Here is a 16,051-nt window from a genome sequence, read left to right as displayed (position 1 = left end):
TCCCTAGCCGACGGACGGTGGGGCGTACCGGTCGTCCTCGAGCGCTACGACGTCACTCGCTGCGCTCGTTCGACCTGCGCGCCTGCCAGGCGCTGCGGACCATGTCGTCGATCGAGTGGAGCATGGTCCAGCCGAGGTCGCGGGCGGCGAGATCGCCCGAGGCGACGATGCGGGCCGGGTCACCCGCGCGCCGCTCGCCGACCTCGGGCTCGAAGGCAATGCCGGTCGCCTCGGCCACGGCGGTCATGATCTGGCGCACCGAGACGCCGTCTCCGCTGCCGAGGTTGTAGACCGGCTCGAGCGTGCCACCGTCGAGCAGCGTGCGCGCCGCGACGACGTGGGCGTCGGCGAGGTCGGCGACGTGGATGTAGTCGCGCTCGCACGTGCCGTCGGCCGTCGGGTAGTCGGCACCGTTGACGCGAGGCGTGCGTCCCTCGAGCAGCGCCTCGATGACCAGCGGGAACAGGTTGTGCGGGCTCGTGTCGTACAGCTCGGGGACGGCCGACCCGACGACATTGAAGTAGCGCAGCGACGTGTGACGCACGCCGAACGCCCGCGCGGCGTCGCGCAGCAGCCACTCGCCGATCAGCTTGGTCTCGCCGTACGGCGACTCCGGCGACGTGGGGGTCTGCTCGGTCACGAGGTCGACGTCGGGCGTGCCGTAGACCGCGGCGCTCGACGAGAAGACGATCTTGTCGACGCTTGCCTCGCCCATGGCCTGCAGCAGCGCGACGGTGCCCTGCACGTTCTGCTCGTACGTGTGGAGCGGACGCTGCACCGAGACGCCGGCGTACTTGAAGCCGGCGAGGTGCACGACGGCCTCGACCTCGTGCTCGACCATCGCCTTGGCGACGACATCGGCGTCGAGGATCGTCGCGTCGACGAACGTCACGTCGGACGGGACGAACGCCCGGTGCCCGCTCGACAGGTCGTCGACCACGACGCACTCGAGCCCCGCCTGGACGAAGGCGCGGACGACGTGCGAACCGATGTAGCCGGCTCCGCCGGTGACGAGGACACTCATGCGTCCCAGCCTGTCAGACCGTCACGAGCCGCTGCGCCCGCGGGCGGACTCGTCGAGCCGGCGCAGCGCCGACAGCGCCGTCGCGCGATCGGTCGTGCGCCACATGTCGGGCATCGACGCGGTCAGGAACGAGCCGTAGCGTGCCGTCACGACGCGAGGGTCGAGGATCGCGACGACGCCGCGGTCGGTCGTGCGCCGGATCAGCCGTCCCGTGCCCTGCGCCAGCAGCAGCGCGGCGTGCTGGGCGGCGACCGTCATGAACCCGTTGCCGCCCCGCTTCTCGACGAGACGCTGTCGGGCACTCATGAGGGGGTCGTCGGGCCGCGGGAACGGGATGCGGTCGATGATGACGAGCTGGCACGTGTCGCCCGGCAGGTCGACGCCCTGCCACAGGCTCAGCGTGCCGAACAGGCAGCTGCTGGGCGACTCGGCGAACCGGCGGGCCAGCTCGGGCAGCTGCGCGTCTCCCTGGCACCAGATGTCGAGGTCGGGCAGACGCTCGCGCACCTCCTCGGCGGCCTTCTCGGCACCACGGCGCGACGAGAACAGGCCCAGCGTGCGTCCGCCGGCCGCCTCGATGAGATCGGTGATCTCGGCGAGCTGCGCCTCCTCGAGACCGTCGCGGCCTGGCGCGGGGAGGTGCTTGGCGACGTAGAGCATGCCCTGCTTGCCGTAGTCGAACGGCGAGCCGACGTCGAGGGACGTCCACGGCGGGTCGTCGCCCCACAGGCCCAGCGAGCGGGCGACGGGCTCGAAGCCGCCACCAAGCTTGAGGGTCGCGCTGGTCAGGACGACGGTCTTGTCGGCGAAAAGCTTGTCGCGCAGCGCGCCCGACACGTCGATCGGCGCGATGTGCAGCTGCTTGTTGCCGCGGTTGTCGCTCGTCCAGAGCACGTCGGTCTCGATCTTGGCGGCCATGCGCTCGGCGATCTTGCGGACGTCGTCGACCATGCCGCGGGCCTGCTGCAACGCCGCGTCGGGCTCGCTCTTGTCTTCCTTGGGGAAGGCCGACAGGCACGACCGGGCACTGTCGCGGACCAGCGACAGGACGGCGTGCAGCGGCTGGGGCAGCTCGTCGATGCGGCCGGCCTCGGTGCGGGCCAGGATGTCGGCGAGCGCGTCGGAGGCGTCGGTGAGGTCGTCGCCCTCGCCCGAGCTGATGCGCGCCCGGGCACGACGGGCGGCCCGCTCGACGATGACGGGGTCGAGCTCGTCGGTCGACGCCTGCGTCACGCGCGCCGCAAGCTCGTGCGCCTCGTCGACCACGACGGCGTCGTACTCGGGCAGCATCGGCACGCCGTCGATGGCGTCGATCGCCAGCAGAGCGTGGTTCGTGACGACGACCTGTGCCGTCTGGGCGTCCTCGCGCGCCAGCTCGGCGAAGCACTCGAGCGCGTGCGCGCAGCGGGACGCACCCAGGCACTCGCGGTGGTTGACGCTGACCTGGCGCCAGGCGCGGTCGTTGTGGGACGGCGCGGAGTCGCGGTCGCCGGTGTGACCCCCCTTCGCCTGCTCCTCGGCCCACTCGCGCAGCTCGAGCACCTCGGCGCCCAGCGAGCCGTCGGGGATCTCGACGAGGGTGCCCTGGTCGTCGGGGGCGCCCTCGCGGACACGGTGCAGGCACGCGTAGTTGCCGCGACCCTTGACGACCGCGTGGTGCGGGACCTTCTCGAGGGTCTTGCGGGCGGCGTCCTTCAGCGCGGGGATGTCGCGCTCGACGAGCTGGTGCTGCAGGTTGAGCGTGGCCGTCGCGACGACGACGCGCTTGCCGTGCAGCAGGCTCGGCACGAGGTAGCCGAGCGACTTGCCGGTGCCGGTGCCGGCCTGCACCAGCAGGTGCTCGCCGGAGTCGAGCGCGTGCTCGACGGCCTCGGCCATCTCGATCTGGCCGGGGCGGTCGTCGCCGCCGACCGCCTCGACCGCGGCGTGGAGGACGTCACGGATCGAAGGCACCCCCGAAGGCTATCCGGGGGTGCCCGCGACGGGAGCGGCCCGTCCACAGGGGACGGGCGGGGGCGTCAGCCCTGCGGGGCGTTCGCCGGCAGCGCGACCGCGGGGATGTCGGACGTCAGGTCGGTCGAGTCGCCCGAGATCGTCACGTAGAACCGCTTGCGGTTCGTGGACGTCGTCACCTGACCGTCGCTCAGACGCGGGCTGACGACCAGGTGCGTCCGGTCGTTGGTGCCGGTGGGTGCGCAGGTGACGACGCCCGCGATGCCGCACATCGTCGACGTGATCTCGCCGGAGAACTCGGGGTTGGCGTCGGGGTTGAGGCTCCGACCGTTCGTGATGGTGTCGGCGTTCTGGTCGGTCGCGTTCTGCAGCGCGACCGTCACGGCGATGCCGTTGTCGCTGAGGTCCTCGTTGGCGTCGATGTACACGTTGCCGACCGCACCGGCCGGCGCGCCGGGCTGGTCGTACGCCGAGGCGATGCTGAAGCCGCCCGACTGGGCGACGATCGCGCCGCTCGCGTCGACCAGCAGCCAGCGGCCGACGCCGGCATCGCCCGTGTCGCCCTTGTCGCCCTTGTCGCCCTTGGAGCCCGACGTCAGGGTGCCCGGCGCGAAGTCGCGCGGCTGCAGCGCACCGTCCTTGACGTCGGAGCTGCGCACCTCGTTGCTGCGGATGTCGACGCCGCGGATGGAGTTGTCACGGATCTCGGCGGAGCCGATCTTGGTGGCCGCGTAGGCCGTGCCGCCAGAGGCGACGACCACGAGGGCCAGGGAGGCGACGACGAACGCGGGGGTGACCTTGATGCCAGGACGCATGGGAGTGGACCTTCTGTGAGGTGGGTAACACTGATTGTCCACGGTTCGACACCGACCCGTCCGTGGATGGGTCGGTGTCGACAGAAGATCTGCGAGCCCTCAGGCCTCGACCGCGAAGGGCTCCAGCTCGTTGGCCAGCGCGCCGTTGACCCGGGCGACGACGTGCGTGCCGTCGGCCTCGTGGTCGAGCGACTCGATCTCGCCCTGCACGTGGATCTGGTTGAGCAGGTCGCCGCGCGCGTAGGGCAGCAGGACGTCGACGTGGCTCGCGGGCTGCGGCAGGTCGGCCTCGATCGCGCTGAGCAGCTCGTCGACGCCCTCGCCCGTGCGGGCGCTGACGACGACGGCGTGCGGCTCGCGCACGAGCAGCTGCTTGACGACCAGCGGGTCGGCCGCATCGGCCTTGTTGATGACGATGATCTCGGGCACCTCGGCCGCACCGGCCTCGAGGATGACCTGGCGCACCGCGGCGATCTGGCCCTCCGGGTCGGGGTCGGAGCCGTCGACGACGTGCAGGATCAGGTCGGACTCGGCGATCTCCTCGAGCGTCGACCGGAACGCCTCGACGAGCTGGTGCGGCAGGTTGCGCACCAGGCCGACGGTGTCGGACAGCGTGTACACGCGACCGTCGGACGTCTGCGTGCGGCGCGTCGTCGGGTCGAGCGTCGCGAACAGCGCGTTCTCGACCAGCACCCCGGCGTCGGTGAGCCGGTTCAGCAGGCTCGACTTGCCGGCGTTGGTGTAGCCCGCGATCGACACCGACGGGATCTCGTGGCGCTGCCGGTTGCCCTTCTTGGTCTCGCGGGCCTTGCCGAGCTCCTTGAGCTCGCGACGCAGCTTCGTCATCTTCATCTGGATGCGACGGCGGTCGGTCTCGAGCTTGGTCTCACCCGGTCCGCGTCCGCCGATGCCCTCGCCGCCCGCGGCCTGTCCACCGGCCTGGCGCGAGAGGTTGCCACCCCAGCCGCGCAGGCGCTGGGTCTGGTACTGCAGCTGGGCGAGCTCGACCTGCGCCTTGCCCTCCTTGCTCTTGGCGTGCTGCGCGAAGATGTCGAGGATCAGGGCCGTGCGGTCGACGACCTTCACCTTGCACTTGTCCTCGAGGTTGCGCAGCTGGCTGGGCGCCAGCGCGCCGTCGCAGATGATCGTGTCGGCGCCCGTGGCCTCGACCGTGGCGCGGAGGTCCTCGACCTTGCCCGAGCCGATGTACGTCGACGGATCGGGCTTCTGCCGCCGCTGGATCAGGGCGTCGAGCACCTCGGAACCGGCGGTCTCGGCCAGCAGCTTGAGCTCGGCCATCGAGTTCTCGGCGTCCTCGACGGTGCCCTCGGTCCAGACGCCCACCAGGACGACGCGCTCGAGGCGCAGCTGGCGGTACTCGACCTCGGTGATGTCTTCGAGCTCGGTGCGCAGGTTGACCACACGGCGCAGCGAGTGGCGCTCCTCGAGGTCGAGCCCCTCGGTGCCCTGGGGCTGGCTCGTGGTGGTGGGGCCTGTCGTCGGTTCGGTCATGCAGTCCAATCCATGGTGCCCCGCGCGACGATCTCGGCGGGTCCGGTCAGGGTGATGTGGTCGTCGGCGTCCCAGGTCACGTGCAGCGTGCCGCCCGGGACGTCGACCCGGTAGGTGACGGGTCGTTCGGCCCGATCGGCCACTGCGGTGGCCACGGCCACGGCGCAGGCGCCGGTGCCGCACGAACGCGTCTCCCCCGCACCGCGCTCGTGCACGCGCATCGCGACGTGCCGCTCGCCCTCGCGGACGACGAACTCGATGTTGACGCCGTCGGGGTAGACCACCTGGTCGAAGCCGGGCTCGGTCAGCAGCGGGCCGACGTCGTCCAGCCGGTCGACGAAGGCCACGGCGTGGGGATTACCTGTACAAACGTCCTGCGCCTCCCACGTATTTCCGGCGGCCGAGACCTTCGAGACGTCCTGCACCCGGGGCACGCCCATGTCGACGCTGATCTGCTCGCCGTGGAACGACATCGTCTTGTCGCCGTCGCGGGTGCCGATCACGAACGGGGCGGACGGGTCGGCGAGCCCCTCCTGCACGAGGTGCAGGGCGAAGACGCGGGTGCCGTTGCCGCACATCTCGCTGATCGAGCCGTCAGCGTTGCGGTAGTCCATGAACCACTCGCCGGCCGAGGTGATGCCGGGCTCGATCCCGCTCAGCGCGGACGTCCGGACGACGCGCAGCACGCCGTCGGCCCCGATGCCGCGGCGCCGGTCGCACAGGGCGGCGACGAAGCCACCGTCAAGCCCGCCGTGGACCGAGCCGTCATGGTCGGGGAGCAGCACGAAGTCGTTCTCGGTGCCGTGCCCCTTCAGCCATGCGAACGTCATGCCGCCAGTCTACTGCGACAGGACGGTGGCCATGGCTCGCTCGAGCAGGTCGTCGGCGTCGTGGGGCAGCCAGTGGATGCGGGGGTCCTTGCGGAACAGGCGGTCCTGCCGCCGGGCGAACTTGCGGGTGCCGGTGACGGTGTCGGCCCGCGCCTCGTCCTCGGAGATCTCGCCGCGCAGGAACGCCAGGATCTGCTGATAGCCCAGGGCCCGCGACGCCGTCAGGCTGTCCTCGATGCCGTGCTCGAGCAGGCCCCTGACCTCGTCGACGAACCCGTCGGCCCACATCTGGTCGACGCGGTCGGCCAGACGGACCTCGAGGACGTCGCGGGGCACGTCGAGGCCCAGCATCGTCAGAGCGGGGTAGATCGACTCCAGCGGCGGCATCGTCGCGACGAACGGCCGGCCCGTCAGCTCGCCGACCTCGAGCGCCCGGACGATGCGCCGGTCGTTGGTCGGCTGGATCTGCGCGGCCGCCGCCGGGTCGCGCCGCGCCAGCTCGTCGTGCATCGCCCGGCTGCCGCGGCGCTCGAGCTCGTCGGCCCAGCGCTGCCTCACGGCGGGGTCGGTGCCCGGGAAGTCGAGCCGGTCGAGCACGGCGCGCACGTAGAGGGCGGAGCCGCCCACCAGCACCGGGACGACGCCGCGGGCGTGGCAGTCGGCGACGACGGCCCGCGCCTGCTGCTGGAACTCCGCCACGCTCGCGGTGTCGGCGACGTCCAGCACGTCGAACAGGTGGTGCGGGACGACCGCGCGCTCGGCCGCGGTGGGCTTGGCGGTGCCGATGTCCATGTGCCGGTAGAGCTGCATCGAGTCGACGTTGACGACCTCGGCGTCACCGACCCGCTGCGCGATGCGGACGGCCAGGGACGACTTGCCCGATGCGGTGGGACCGACGACGGCCACGACGGTTTCTCGCACGGACATGCCGCCCATCATCCCAGTACGCTGGAGGGAATCCGGTGGCGGTCACGCCCCGGTGACCGCACCCCGACACGACACGCGAGGAGGGAAGCCATGGGTTTCCTCGACAACCTGAAGAAGAAGGCTCCTGAGCTCAAGGAGAAGGCCGCCGATCTCGCGGCCAGCAAGAACTCCCAGATCGACCAGGGCATCCAGAAGGCCGCCGGCATGGCGAGCAAGGCCACCAAGGGCAAGTACGACGACAAGATCGACAACGCCGCGCTCAAGGCCAAGGACGCGGCCGACAAGCTCGCCGACGAGAGCCGCAAGAAGCCGTAGCGGCTACGCCGTCCGTCCGGACGGCACCCACTCGGCCACGACGTAGCCGACGCCAAGGGGCGCCCCGTCGAACAGCACGCGTGCTGCGACGGTGGCGCCCTTCGTCGTCGCACCGACCGCGCGGCCGAGCGCCTGCAGGGCCGGGACGCCGGTCGAGCCGAGTGCGGCACCGAGCTCGGCGTCGAACGCGACCAGCGCCGCCGGGTCGCCGTCCGCGAGCGCCCGCGCGATGGCGGCGTCGAACGGCTCGGCCCGCTCGTCGAGGAAGCCCGGCGCTTTCTCGGAGCGGCCGTTCGAGCCGTCGGCCATCACGAGCAGCGCGACGTCGTCTGACGTGTCGGGCGCTCCCGCCGCGTACGTGCGCGGGCCGGACCACCCGGCAGCGTCGAGCAGCCAGGCCCCGATCGTCAGGCTCGGCGGCAGCACGAGGTCGTCTCCCCCGGCGCGCACGTCGACGCCGAAGCCGGCGAGGGTGCCGCCCGCGTGCTCGTCGACGTCGTGGGCCAGGTCGCCCGCACCGATGACGACGACGCGCCCGGCGCCGGACGCCACGAGGCCCGCGACGGCCGCCCGGCAGGCGTCGCGCAGCTCGCCGAGCTCGGCGTCGGTGCCCGGCGCGATCTCCGGCACCAGGAGCGGCGGGTGCGGGCAGACGGCGGCGGCGACGATCACGGGTGGAACGCTACCCGGCGTGGCACGATGACACCGTGCTCGATGCCACGGGAGGGGCCGCGTATCCCCCGGCCCGCAACACGTGGGAGTTCCCTCCGCCGCCCTCGTCCGCCCGCTGGGTGTGGGTCGCGGTGCTGGCGACCCTGACGGGCCTGGTCGTGGCCGGCGGGCTCGTCGTCGTGCTGGCGCGACTCGGCTCGGGCGACCTGCCGGGCGTGATCGACGACGACGAGCTGCTGACGACGATCGCGGTCGAGTGCTCGCTCATGACGTCGACCGTCGACATGCTCCCCGTCTACGGCACGGCCCAGCAGCAGTCCGAGACGATCCGCGACCAGGACCGCGCCGTCCGGCTCATGGTCGACGCGATCAGGACCGAGTCCGCCGCGGCGATCGCGCGCGATCGTCCGTCCGACCAGTGGCTGGACGACTGGGAGAGCCTCGTCGGCGCCCGCGAGCGTCTCGCCCGACGGCTGCTGCGCGACCCCAACGCGTCGCTGGTGGTGCCCGTGGACGGCGACGGCGACCCCGTCACCGAGCGGATGGCCGACGTGTGGCTCGGCGACGCCGCGTGCGAGGTGCCGCCCACGATCGACTCGCCCGACGCCGACGCGCTGTCAGGCTGAGGGCTTCTTCTTCTCGCCGGCCGCCTTCGCCTTCTGCTTCGCGGCCTGCTTGAACTCGCGCACCTTGGCGAGCGACTCGGGGTCGACGACGTCGGCGACCGACCGGAACCCCTTGCGCCCGTAGTCGCCCGTGACGGTCGTCCAGCCGCGCGGCTTGACGTCGAGCTGCTTGGCGAGCAGCGCCGCGAAGATCGTGGCCTTCTGGTCGCCGAAGCCCGGCAGCGCCTTGAGCCGCTTGACCAGCGTCTCGCCGCTCCGGGCGTCCGACCAGATGCGGGACGCGTCGCCGTCGTACTCGTCGACGACGACCCGTGCCAGCTCCTGCATCCGCGCGGCCATCGAGCGGCCGTAGCGGTGGATCGCCGGCGGGGTGGCGCACAGGTCGGCGAACGCCTCGGGATCGGCGTCCGCGATGGCGGCCGGGTCGAGCGAGCCGAAGCGCTCGAGCACCTTCGCCGGGCCCGCGAACGCCCGCTCCATCGGGAACTGCTGGTCGAGCATCATGCCGGCCAGCAGGGCGAACGGGCTGTCCGTCAGCACCTGGTCGGCGTGGGCGTCCTGGGCGATCCGAATGGCCATGCCCCCATCGTCCCACCGGCAGGAGGTGGATCCGCAACCGTCCCGACGCTGAGATGGTTGAGGATCCACCTCCGCCTGATGGTGTGAGAGGCTGGGGGCAGAGCCCCGACGGGCTCCCGGACGAGCGGTGCCGTACCCGGACAGCGACAAGACGGCGCCAGGGAGCATGACATGTCCTGGATCGTCCTCGCCGTCTCCGGCGTCCTCGAAGCCGTGTGGGCCACGGCCCTCGGCCGCTCGGACGGCTTCACCCGCCTCGTCCCGTCGCTGGTGTTCGCCGTCTCGGTCGTGCTCAGCATGACCGGCCTGGCCTACGCGATGCGCGAGCTGCCCGTCGGCACGTCGTACGCCGTGTGGGTCGGCATCGGCGCCTCGCTGACCGTCGCCTACGCGATGATCTCCGGCGAGGAGTCCGCGTCGGTCGTCAAGGTGCTGCTGATCCTGGTGATCGTCGCCGCCGTCGCCGGGCTCAAGCTCCTGCACTGACGTCGACGGGCACCGCGTCGAGCGGCCGCGTCGCGGCCAGCAGCAGCATCGGCAGGGTCGTCTGCAGCAGCTCGGCGTCGAGCTCGCGCTCGTCGGTGATGGCCTCGCGCACGGCCTCGTCGTACGTGCCGGTGAGCACCGTCGCGGCGTGGCGAGGGTCGACCGTGAACTCGCGCCCGAGCGACGCGACGATCGTGGTCATCAGCGACACGAGCTCGTCCTTGATCTCGCGCCACGAGTCGTTGAACTCGTCGCCGACCTCGCCGCCGCGGATGCCGCGGATCGAGAACTCGAGGTGCACGAGGAAGCCGGCGCGGTCGACCGACTGCAGCCCGAGGAAGCGGTCGATGATCACGGCGATGGCCTCGGTGGGCTCGAGGCCCTCGTAGGACTCCGGTGCCGTCGCCGCCCTCAGGCTCTCGAACATCAGGTCGCGCTCGCGTCGGAACAGCGCCAGCAGCAGGACGTCCTTGCTCGAGAAGTTGGAGTAGAAGGCGCCGCGGGTGAAGCCGGCCTGCTCGCAGATGTGCTCGACCGACGCGCCCTGGATGCCCTCGCGGGCCAGCACCTCGCGCGTCGCCTCGAGGAGGCGCTCGCGCGTGGCCGAGCGTCGGCGCACCGCGGGACGGGCGTCCGATGTCGTCATGGTGATCCCCGTTCATCCGTGTGACGCACACAGCGTACTCGATACATTGACGCATCCAATACACAAACGTATCGTCGATGCCGTGTCGAACTCCCTGTACTCGCTGGGCCGGTGGGCCTTCCGTCACCCGCGCCGCGTCATCGCCGCCTGGATCCTCGTGCTGCTGGTCGCGGGCGTCGCCGCGGCGGGCCTCGGCGGCGGCACCAAGAACTCGTTCGACATCCCCGGCACCGAGTCGCAGGAGGCCATCGACTCGCTCGGCCGCACGTTCCCCGAGCTCAGCGGGACGTCGGCCTACCTCGTGGTCGTCGCCGACCGCGGCAGCACCGTCGACGACGGCGAGACCAAGCGGCTCGTGGCCGACGCCGTCGCCGGGATGAAGAAGGTCGACGGCGTCAGCGACGTGGTCTCCCCCTACGCGGACGGCAACACGGTCGGCATCTCGGCCGATCGGCGCGCGCTGCAGGTGCAGGTGCAGTTCGACCGCGAGCTGACCGCCGTCACCCCGGCCGACCGCGAGCAGCTCGTCGAGACCGGTGACGCGTTGAAGGCCGCGGGCTACACGATGGCCTTCGGCGGCGACGTGTTCACGAGCACCGGCCCCCAGCTGTCGATCACGGAGGTCGTCGGCGTCGTCGTCGCGTTCATCGTGCTGTTCCTGATGTTCCGGTCGCTGCGTGCCGCGGTGATGCCGATCGTGACCGCCCTGCTCGGCGTGCTCGTGACGATCGCGATCACGATCGCGCTGACCGGCTTCGTCACGATCTCGGCGACCGCTCCCCTACTGGCGCTCATGATCGGCCTGGCCGTCGGGATCGACTACGCCCTGTTCATCGTGTCGCGCCATCGCGAGCTGCTCGCCGAGGGCCTCGAGCCCGAGGAGGCGTCCGCCAGGTCGGTCGCCACCGCCGGGTCGGCGGTCGTGTTCGCGGGCGTCACCGTCGTCATCGCCCTGCTGGGCCTGTCGATCGCGCGCATCCCGTTCCTGACCGTGATGGGCGCCGTCGCCGCACTGTCGGTCGTGATCGCCGTCGCCGTCGCGCTCACGGTGCTGCCGGCCCTGCTCGGCCGCGCGGGCGACCGTCTCACGCCCCGTCGGGACGCCCCTCCGGGCGTCTTCTCGCGTCGCTGGGTCAGCGTCACGACCCGCTTCCCCCTCATCGCGATCGTGCTGGTCGTCGTGGGGCTCGCCGTCATGGCCGTGCCGGCCAAGGACCTGCAGCTCGCGCTGCCCGACAACGGCACCGCACCGCTGGGCAGCACGCAGCGCACCGCCTACGACCTCGTCGACGACAACTTCGGGCCGGGCTACAACGGCACCCTGCTCGTCAGCATCGACATCATCTCCTCGACCGATCCCGTCGGTGTCGTCAACGGCATCGCCGACGACCTGCGCGGCATGGACGGCGTCGCCGCGATCGGGCTGGCCACGCCCAACCGCACCGCCGACACCGGCATCGTGCAGGTCGTCCCGGCGACCGGACCGACCGACGTCCGCACCGCCGACCTGGTGCGCGAGATCCGCGACCGCGCGCCGCAGTGGACCGACGAGTACGGTGTGCCCGTCGCCGTGACGGGTCTGACCGCCGGGGGCATCGACGTCTCGGACCGCCTGCAGGAGGCCTTGGTGCCGTTCGGCGTCGTCGTGGTCGGCCTGTCGGTGCTGCTGCTGATGATCGTGTTCCGGTCGCTCGTGGTGCCACTCAAGGCGACCCTCGGCTTCCTGCTCTCGACGGGGGCGTCGTTCGGCGCGGTCGTCGCGGTCTTCCAGTGGGGCTGGCTGATGGACCTCGTGCACCTCGACCAGACCGGTCCGCTGATCAGCTTCCTGCCGATCATCCTGATGGCCGTGCTGTTCGGCCTCTCGATGGACTACGAGGTCTTCCTGATGGCGCGGATGAAGGAGGAGTACACCCGCACGGGCGACGCCCACCGCGCGATCTCGGACGGGTTCGTCGGCAGCTCGCGCGTCGTCACGGCCGCGGCCGTCATCATGCTCGCGGTGTTCGCGGCCTTCGTGCCCGAGGGCGACCCGAACATCAAGCCCATCGCGTTCGCGCTGGCCGTCGGTGTGTTCGTCGACGCCTTCCTCATCCGCATGCTCTTCGCACCGGCCGTCATGCAGCTGTTCGGCGACCGCGCGTGGGCCCTGCCCGGGTGGCTCGGCCGGCGCCTGCCGCACGTCGACGTCGAGGGAGAGGGCCTGCACCGCCGGGTCGAGCTCGAGACGTGGCCGCGTCGAGGGTCGACGGCCGCGATCACCGCGGCGTCCGTCACGACCGACGGACCCGACGGCCCCGTGCTGAACGACGTCTCGTTCGAGGTCGAGACCGGGGACTGGCTGGTCGTCCACGGCCCGAGCGGCGCCGGCAAGACCGCCCTGCTGCTGACGGTGGCCGGACGCATGGCCTTCGACACCGGACGCATGCGGGTCATGGGGCACCTGCTGCCGCAGGAGGCCCGTGCCGTCCGGCACTCGGTCGCGCTGGCCGAGCTGCCGGGCATCAACGACCTCGAGGACAACCTGAGCGTCGAGCAGCACGTCGCCGAGCGGCTGTCGATCCGGTCGTTCGGCCTGTGGGTCAGCCGGCGCCGCGTCGCACCGATCGTCGGCGACCTCAACGCGGCCCTCGCCCGCGCCCACGACGAGGCCGGCATCCCGTTCGAGCCCGTCGACGGCGACGCGCTCGTGTCGACGCTGACGCGGCTCGAGCGCAAGCTGCTCGGCGTCGTCCTCGCCCTGACCGACGACCCCCGCGTCGTGGTGGTCGACGACGCCGACGACCTGCGGGCCGCCGAGCACGTCGAGCTGCTGTGGTCAGCGCTCGCGATCCTGCTCGCCGATCGCGACGTCACCCTCGTCGCGAGCGTCCAGGCCGCGTCGTCGGCCCCGTCACCCTCCGACCGCGTTCCGTCCGGCCGGCTCCACCGCCTGGAGCTCGACACCCACCGCACCCTCCACGAGCTGATGCTGCCATGATCCCGTCCCCCACCCTCCCCTGGTTCGAGCTCGCGCGCTTCCGGCGCAGCCGGCTGACGCGCGCAGCGGTCGTCGCCGTGATGCTCGTGCCGCTGTTCTACGGCGCGATGTACGTCTGGGCGAATCTCGACCCGACCGGCCGCCTCGACCACGTGCGCGCAGCCGTCGTCAACCACGACCAGATGGTCGAGGTCACCGGCACCGACGGGGCCGCGCAGCCTGTCGCGGTCGGCCGCCAGCTGGCCGGCAACCTCGTCAGCAACGACGCCGACGACAACTACGACTGGGTGCTGACCGACGCGAAGGACGCCCAGCGCGGGCTCGCCGACGGCGACTACAAGGCCGTCCTGACAATCCCCGAGAACCTGTCGGCGGCGGCGACGTCGACCAGTGGCGACCCCACGGCCGCGGTGCAGGGCCAGCTCGACCTGCAGACCAACGACGCCGTCAACTACATCAACGGGACGATCGCGAAGACGATCCTGCAGGCCGCGAAGGGCGCGCTCAACGCACAGGTCACCGAGACGTACCTCGACAACGTCTACCTGAGCTTCTCCGACATCAAGACCTCGCTGTCAGACGCCGCCGACGGGGCCTCCGACCTGGCCGACGGGGCCGACCGCCTCTCGTCCGGGGCCTCCGACCTGGCCGACGGCGCGACGACCCTGGCCGACGGGGCCGGCGCGCTCGCCGACGGGGCGGGCACCCTGGCCGACGGCAACCGCCAGCTCGCCGACGGCGCCACCGAGCTCGACTCGGGCGCGAAGAAGCTGTCCCGCGGGCTGTCGCAGCTCGAGTCGAGCACGTTGACCCTCCCGCGCGACACCCGTCGTCTGGCCGACGGCTCGCGCCAGGTCGCCGACGGCACGGCCCAGGTCGACCGGACGGTGCAGGCCTTCACCCAGGGCATCCTCGACGCGACGGGCACCGCCGACGCCGACATCGACCGGCTCGCCACGACGTTGCGCACGCTGGCCGACCAGTGCCGGGCCGACGGCGCGCCGGCCGGGGTCGACTGCGGCGCGATCGAGGACGCCGCCGCACGTGCCGGCGACCTCAAGACCTTCGTCCGCGACGTCCGTGGGCAGGCCACCAGCGCGGGGCAGCAGACCCGGCAGCTCGCCGACGGGGCCGCTCAGGTCGCCGACGGCAACGCCAAGCTAGCCCGCAACGTCCCGGCGCTCGTCGGAGCCATCGGCCAGGCGTCCGACGGTGCCGACCGGCTGACCGACGGCACGTCGCAGCTGCGCGAGGGGGCCGTCGCCGCGGCCGCCGGCGCCGGACGGCTCGTGGGGGGCGCCGACCAGCTGGCCGACGGCAGCCGGAAGCTCGCCGACGGGGGCGACCAGCTCGTCGATGGCGCCGACCAGCTCTCGGCCGGTGCGCTCGAGCTCAGCAACGGCCTCAACGACGGCAGCGACAAGGTGCCCGACTACTCGACGTCGGAGCGCGACCAGCTCGCCAAGACCGCCGCGACCCCGATCGAGGACGCGGCCGACCGCGTCAACCCCGTCGAGAACTACGGCGCGGCCCTCGCCCCGTACTTCGTCTCGTTGGCGCTGTGGGTCGGCGCGATGGCGATCTACCTGCTGCTGCGGCCGCTCTCGGCCCGGGCGATCGCGTCGACCACCGGCAGCGTCCGGGTGGCCCTGGCGGGCTACGCACCCGGACTCGCGCTGTCGGTCGTGCAGGTCGTCCTGCTGCTGGTGGTGCTGCAGGGCGTGCTGGGCGTCCAGCCGGCCGACGAGCCGCTGCTGGTCGGCATCGCGCTCGCGACCGGTGCGGTCTTCACGGCGATCAACCAGATGTTCGTGGCGCTGTTCGGCGGGGCCGGACGGTTCGCGGCCCTCGTGTTCGTCAGCCTGCAGCTCACCTCGGCCGGCGGAACGTATCCCATCGAGACCGCGCCGCCGTTCTTCAACGTGCTGCACGACCTGCTGCCGATGACGTACACCGTGCACGGCCTGAGGGCGGCGCTCGCCGGTGGCAGCGACGGCGTCGTGCGCGACTTCCTCGTGCTGGGGCTGTTCACGGCGCTCGCGCTGGGCGTGACGGTGATCGCCGCGCGACGGCGGCAGACCGTCACCGTGGCACGGCTGCACCCGACGCTGCAGGTCTAGCGGTGCGCGTCGGCCGCGGCCCGGACGTGCTCGACGTACGTCGGCCAGTCGGTGCCGCCGGCCGACGTGGCAGCGGCCGGGCGACCGTCGACGAGCTCACGGACGATCTCGGCGTGCCCCGCGTGCTGGGCCGTCTCGGAGACGATCCACACCAGCAGGAACCCCAGGGTCGTGTCGGCCTTGTCGTCCGGCCAGTGCGGCACGCGACCGGGGCTGTCGACGTCGAGCCCGGCGATCGTCTCGTCGCCGTGGGCGCACGCCCGCCGGTACAGGTCGACGATGTGCGCGCTCGACTCGTCGGCCGTCGCCCACATGTCGGCACCGTCCCACACCGAGCCGTCCTCGACCCACGGCAGCACGTCGGGTGCCGGACGTCCGAACGACTCCCCCAGGTAGACGTGCTCGACGCCCACCAGGTGCTTGACCAGACCGATCAGGTTGGTGCCGGTCGGCGTGAGCGGACGCCGCAGGTCGTGCTCGCCGACCCCGTCGACCGCGGCCAGCACGGCGGCGCGGACGACGCGCAGGCGGGTGTGCAGGTGGTCCTTGACGTCGGTCATGCGTCC

15 protein-coding genes and 1 riboswitch are annotated in these 16,051 nt (G+C 71.9%); of the genes, 5 read left to right on the top strand and 10 right to left on the bottom strand.

From position 1 onward, the window contains the following. Positions 1-52: 52 nt before the first annotated feature. The 6 genes from galE to miaA form a co-directional block, all read right to left on the bottom strand. Entirely contained in the window at positions 53-1,024 is a 972-nt protein-coding gene (gene galE / locus ASD10_RS10170; protein ID WP_056607890.1) for a UDP-glucose 4-epimerase GalE, read from the bottom strand. Between the two features lie 21 nt (positions 1,025-1,045). Then, complete coding sequence (locus tag ASD10_RS10165) at positions 1,046-2,902, bottom strand: ATP-dependent DNA helicase (RefSeq protein ID WP_082556294.1); 1,857 nt, start codon at positions 2,900-2,902, stop codon at positions 1,046-1,048. Positions 2,903-3,042: 140 nt separating this feature from the next. Then, complete coding sequence (locus ASD10_RS10160; RefSeq protein WP_056607886.1) at positions 3,043-3,792, bottom strand: hypothetical protein; 750 nt, start codon at positions 3,790-3,792, stop codon at positions 3,043-3,045. 99 nt (positions 3,793-3,891) lie between these two features. Next, entirely contained in the window at positions 3,892-5,304 is a 1,413-nt protein-coding gene (hflX, locus tag ASD10_RS10155; protein WP_056607884.1) for a GTPase HflX, read from the bottom strand. After that, entirely contained in the window at positions 5,301-6,134 is an 834-nt protein-coding gene (gene dapF / locus ASD10_RS10150; protein ID WP_056607882.1) for a diaminopimelate epimerase, read from the bottom strand. The genes hflX and dapF overlap by 4 nt, the downstream gene beginning before the upstream one ends. 9 nt (positions 6,135-6,143) lie before the next feature. Further along, complete coding sequence (gene miaA / locus ASD10_RS10145; protein WP_056607881.1) at positions 6,144-7,061, bottom strand: tRNA (adenosine(37)-N6)-dimethylallyltransferase MiaA; 918 nt, start codon at positions 7,059-7,061, stop codon at positions 6,144-6,146. Between the two features lie 90 nt (positions 7,062-7,151). On the opposite strand from miaA, the gene ASD10_RS10140 reads away from it, so the two are divergent. Then, positions 7,152-7,376, top strand: a complete 225-nt coding sequence (locus ASD10_RS10140; protein ID WP_056607879.1) for an antitoxin — start codon at positions 7,152-7,154, stop codon at positions 7,374-7,376. A gap of 3 nt (positions 7,377-7,379) precedes the next feature. On the opposite strand, the gene ASD10_RS10135 is transcribed toward ASD10_RS10140, so the two are convergent. Next, the gene (locus tag ASD10_RS10135) at positions 7,380-8,048 is read right to left on the bottom strand and encodes a hypothetical protein (protein WP_056607877.1); all 669 of its coding nucleotides are present in this window, start codon (positions 8,046-8,048) and stop codon (positions 7,380-7,382) included. Positions 8,049-8,083: 35 nt separating this feature from the next. Here ASD10_RS10135 and ASD10_RS10130 point away from each other — a divergent pair, with 35 nt between their 5' ends. Next, a complete protein-coding gene (locus ASD10_RS10130; RefSeq protein ID WP_157432540.1) occupies positions 8,084-8,674 on the top strand; it encodes a hypothetical protein in 591 nt (196 codons plus the stop codon). On the opposite strand, the gene ASD10_RS10125 is transcribed toward ASD10_RS10130, so the two are convergent. Beyond that, positions 8,666-9,253, bottom strand: coding sequence for an HhH-GPD-type base excision DNA repair protein (locus ASD10_RS10125; RefSeq protein WP_056607873.1), 588 nt, complete (start codon positions 9,251-9,253; stop codon positions 8,666-8,668). The two genes, ASD10_RS10130 and ASD10_RS10125, sit on opposite strands and share 9 nt — an antisense overlap. Before the next feature lie 97 nt (positions 9,254-9,350). Next, positions 9,351-9,414, top strand: a riboswitch (guanidine-III (ykkC-III) riboswitch). A gap of 10 nt (positions 9,415-9,424) precedes the next feature. On the opposite strand from ASD10_RS10125, the gene ASD10_RS10120 reads away from it, so the two are divergent. Then, positions 9,425-9,739: a multidrug efflux SMR transporter gene (locus ASD10_RS10120; RefSeq protein WP_056607871.1), complete on the top strand. Its 315-nt coding sequence runs from the start codon at positions 9,425-9,427 to the stop codon at positions 9,737-9,739. Here ASD10_RS10120 and ASD10_RS19180 read toward each other — a convergent pair. Next, a complete protein-coding gene (locus ASD10_RS19180; RefSeq protein ID WP_056607869.1) occupies positions 9,723-10,385 on the bottom strand; it encodes a TetR/AcrR family transcriptional regulator in 663 nt (220 codons plus the stop codon). The genes ASD10_RS10120 and ASD10_RS19180 overlap by 17 nt on opposite strands. Positions 10,386-10,467: 82 nt before the next feature. Between ASD10_RS19180 and ASD10_RS10110 the strand changes: the two genes are divergently transcribed. Next, a complete protein-coding gene (locus ASD10_RS10110; protein ID WP_056607866.1) occupies positions 10,468-13,365 on the top strand; it encodes an MMPL family transporter in 2,898 nt (965 codons plus the stop codon). After that, entirely contained in the window at positions 13,362-15,485 is a 2,124-nt protein-coding gene (locus ASD10_RS10105) for a YhgE/Pip domain-containing protein (protein WP_056607865.1), read from the top strand. The genes ASD10_RS10110 and ASD10_RS10105 overlap by 4 nt, the downstream gene beginning before the upstream one ends. Here the strand turns inward: ASD10_RS10105 and ASD10_RS10100 are convergent. Further along, positions 15,482-16,045, bottom strand: a complete 564-nt coding sequence (locus tag ASD10_RS10100; RefSeq protein ID WP_056607862.1) for a DinB family protein — start codon at positions 16,043-16,045, stop codon at positions 15,482-15,484. The two genes, ASD10_RS10105 and ASD10_RS10100, sit on opposite strands and share 4 nt — an antisense overlap. Between the last annotated feature and the right edge of the window lie 6 nt (positions 16,046-16,051).

This window comes from Aeromicrobium sp. Root472D3, from assembly GCF_001426485.1.
GTDB lineage: Bacteria > Actinomycetota > Actinomycetes > Propionibacteriales > Nocardioidaceae > Aeromicrobium.
This window is presented reverse-complemented; position numbering and strand designations above follow the sequence as displayed.

Coding starts and splice junctions, on each gene's coding strand:
- ASD10_RS10105 (WP_056607865.1), top strand. CDS start 13,362: ATGATCCCGTCCCCCACCCTCCCCTGGTTCGAGCTCGCGCGCTTCCGG.
- ASD10_RS10165 (WP_082556294.1), bottom strand. CDS start 2,902: ATGGCCGAGGCCGTCGAGCACGCGCTCGACTCCGGCGAGCACCTGCTG.
- galE (WP_056607890.1), bottom strand. CDS start 1,024: ATGAGTGTCCTCGTCACCGGCGGAGCCGGCTACATCGGTTCGCACGTC.
- ASD10_RS19180 (WP_056607869.1), bottom strand. CDS start 10,385: ATGACGACATCGGACGCCCGTCCCGCGGTGCGCCGACGCTCGGCCACG.
- ASD10_RS10160 (WP_056607886.1), bottom strand. CDS start 3,792: ATGCGTCCTGGCATCAAGGTCACCCCCGCGTTCGTCGTCGCCTCCCTG.
- ASD10_RS10125 (WP_056607873.1), bottom strand. CDS start 9,253: ATGGCCATTCGGATCGCCCAGGACGCCCACGCCGACCAGGTGCTGACG.
- dapF (WP_056607882.1), bottom strand. CDS start 6,134: ATGACGTTCGCATGGCTGAAGGGGCACGGCACCGAGAACGACTTCGTG.
- ASD10_RS10100 (WP_056607862.1), bottom strand. CDS start 16,045: ATGACCGACGTCAAGGACCACCTGCACACCCGCCTGCGCGTCGTCCGC.
- ASD10_RS10120 (WP_056607871.1), top strand. CDS start 9,425: ATGTCCTGGATCGTCCTCGCCGTCTCCGGCGTCCTCGAAGCCGTGTGG.
- hflX (WP_056607884.1), bottom strand. CDS start 5,304: ATGACCGAACCGACGACAGGCCCCACCACCACGAGCCAGCCCCAGGGC.
- miaA (WP_056607881.1), bottom strand. CDS start 7,061: ATGTCCGTGCGAGAAACCGTCGTGGCCGTCGTCGGTCCCACCGCATCG.
- ASD10_RS10140 (WP_056607879.1), top strand. CDS start 7,152: ATGGGTTTCCTCGACAACCTGAAGAAGAAGGCTCCTGAGCTCAAGGAG.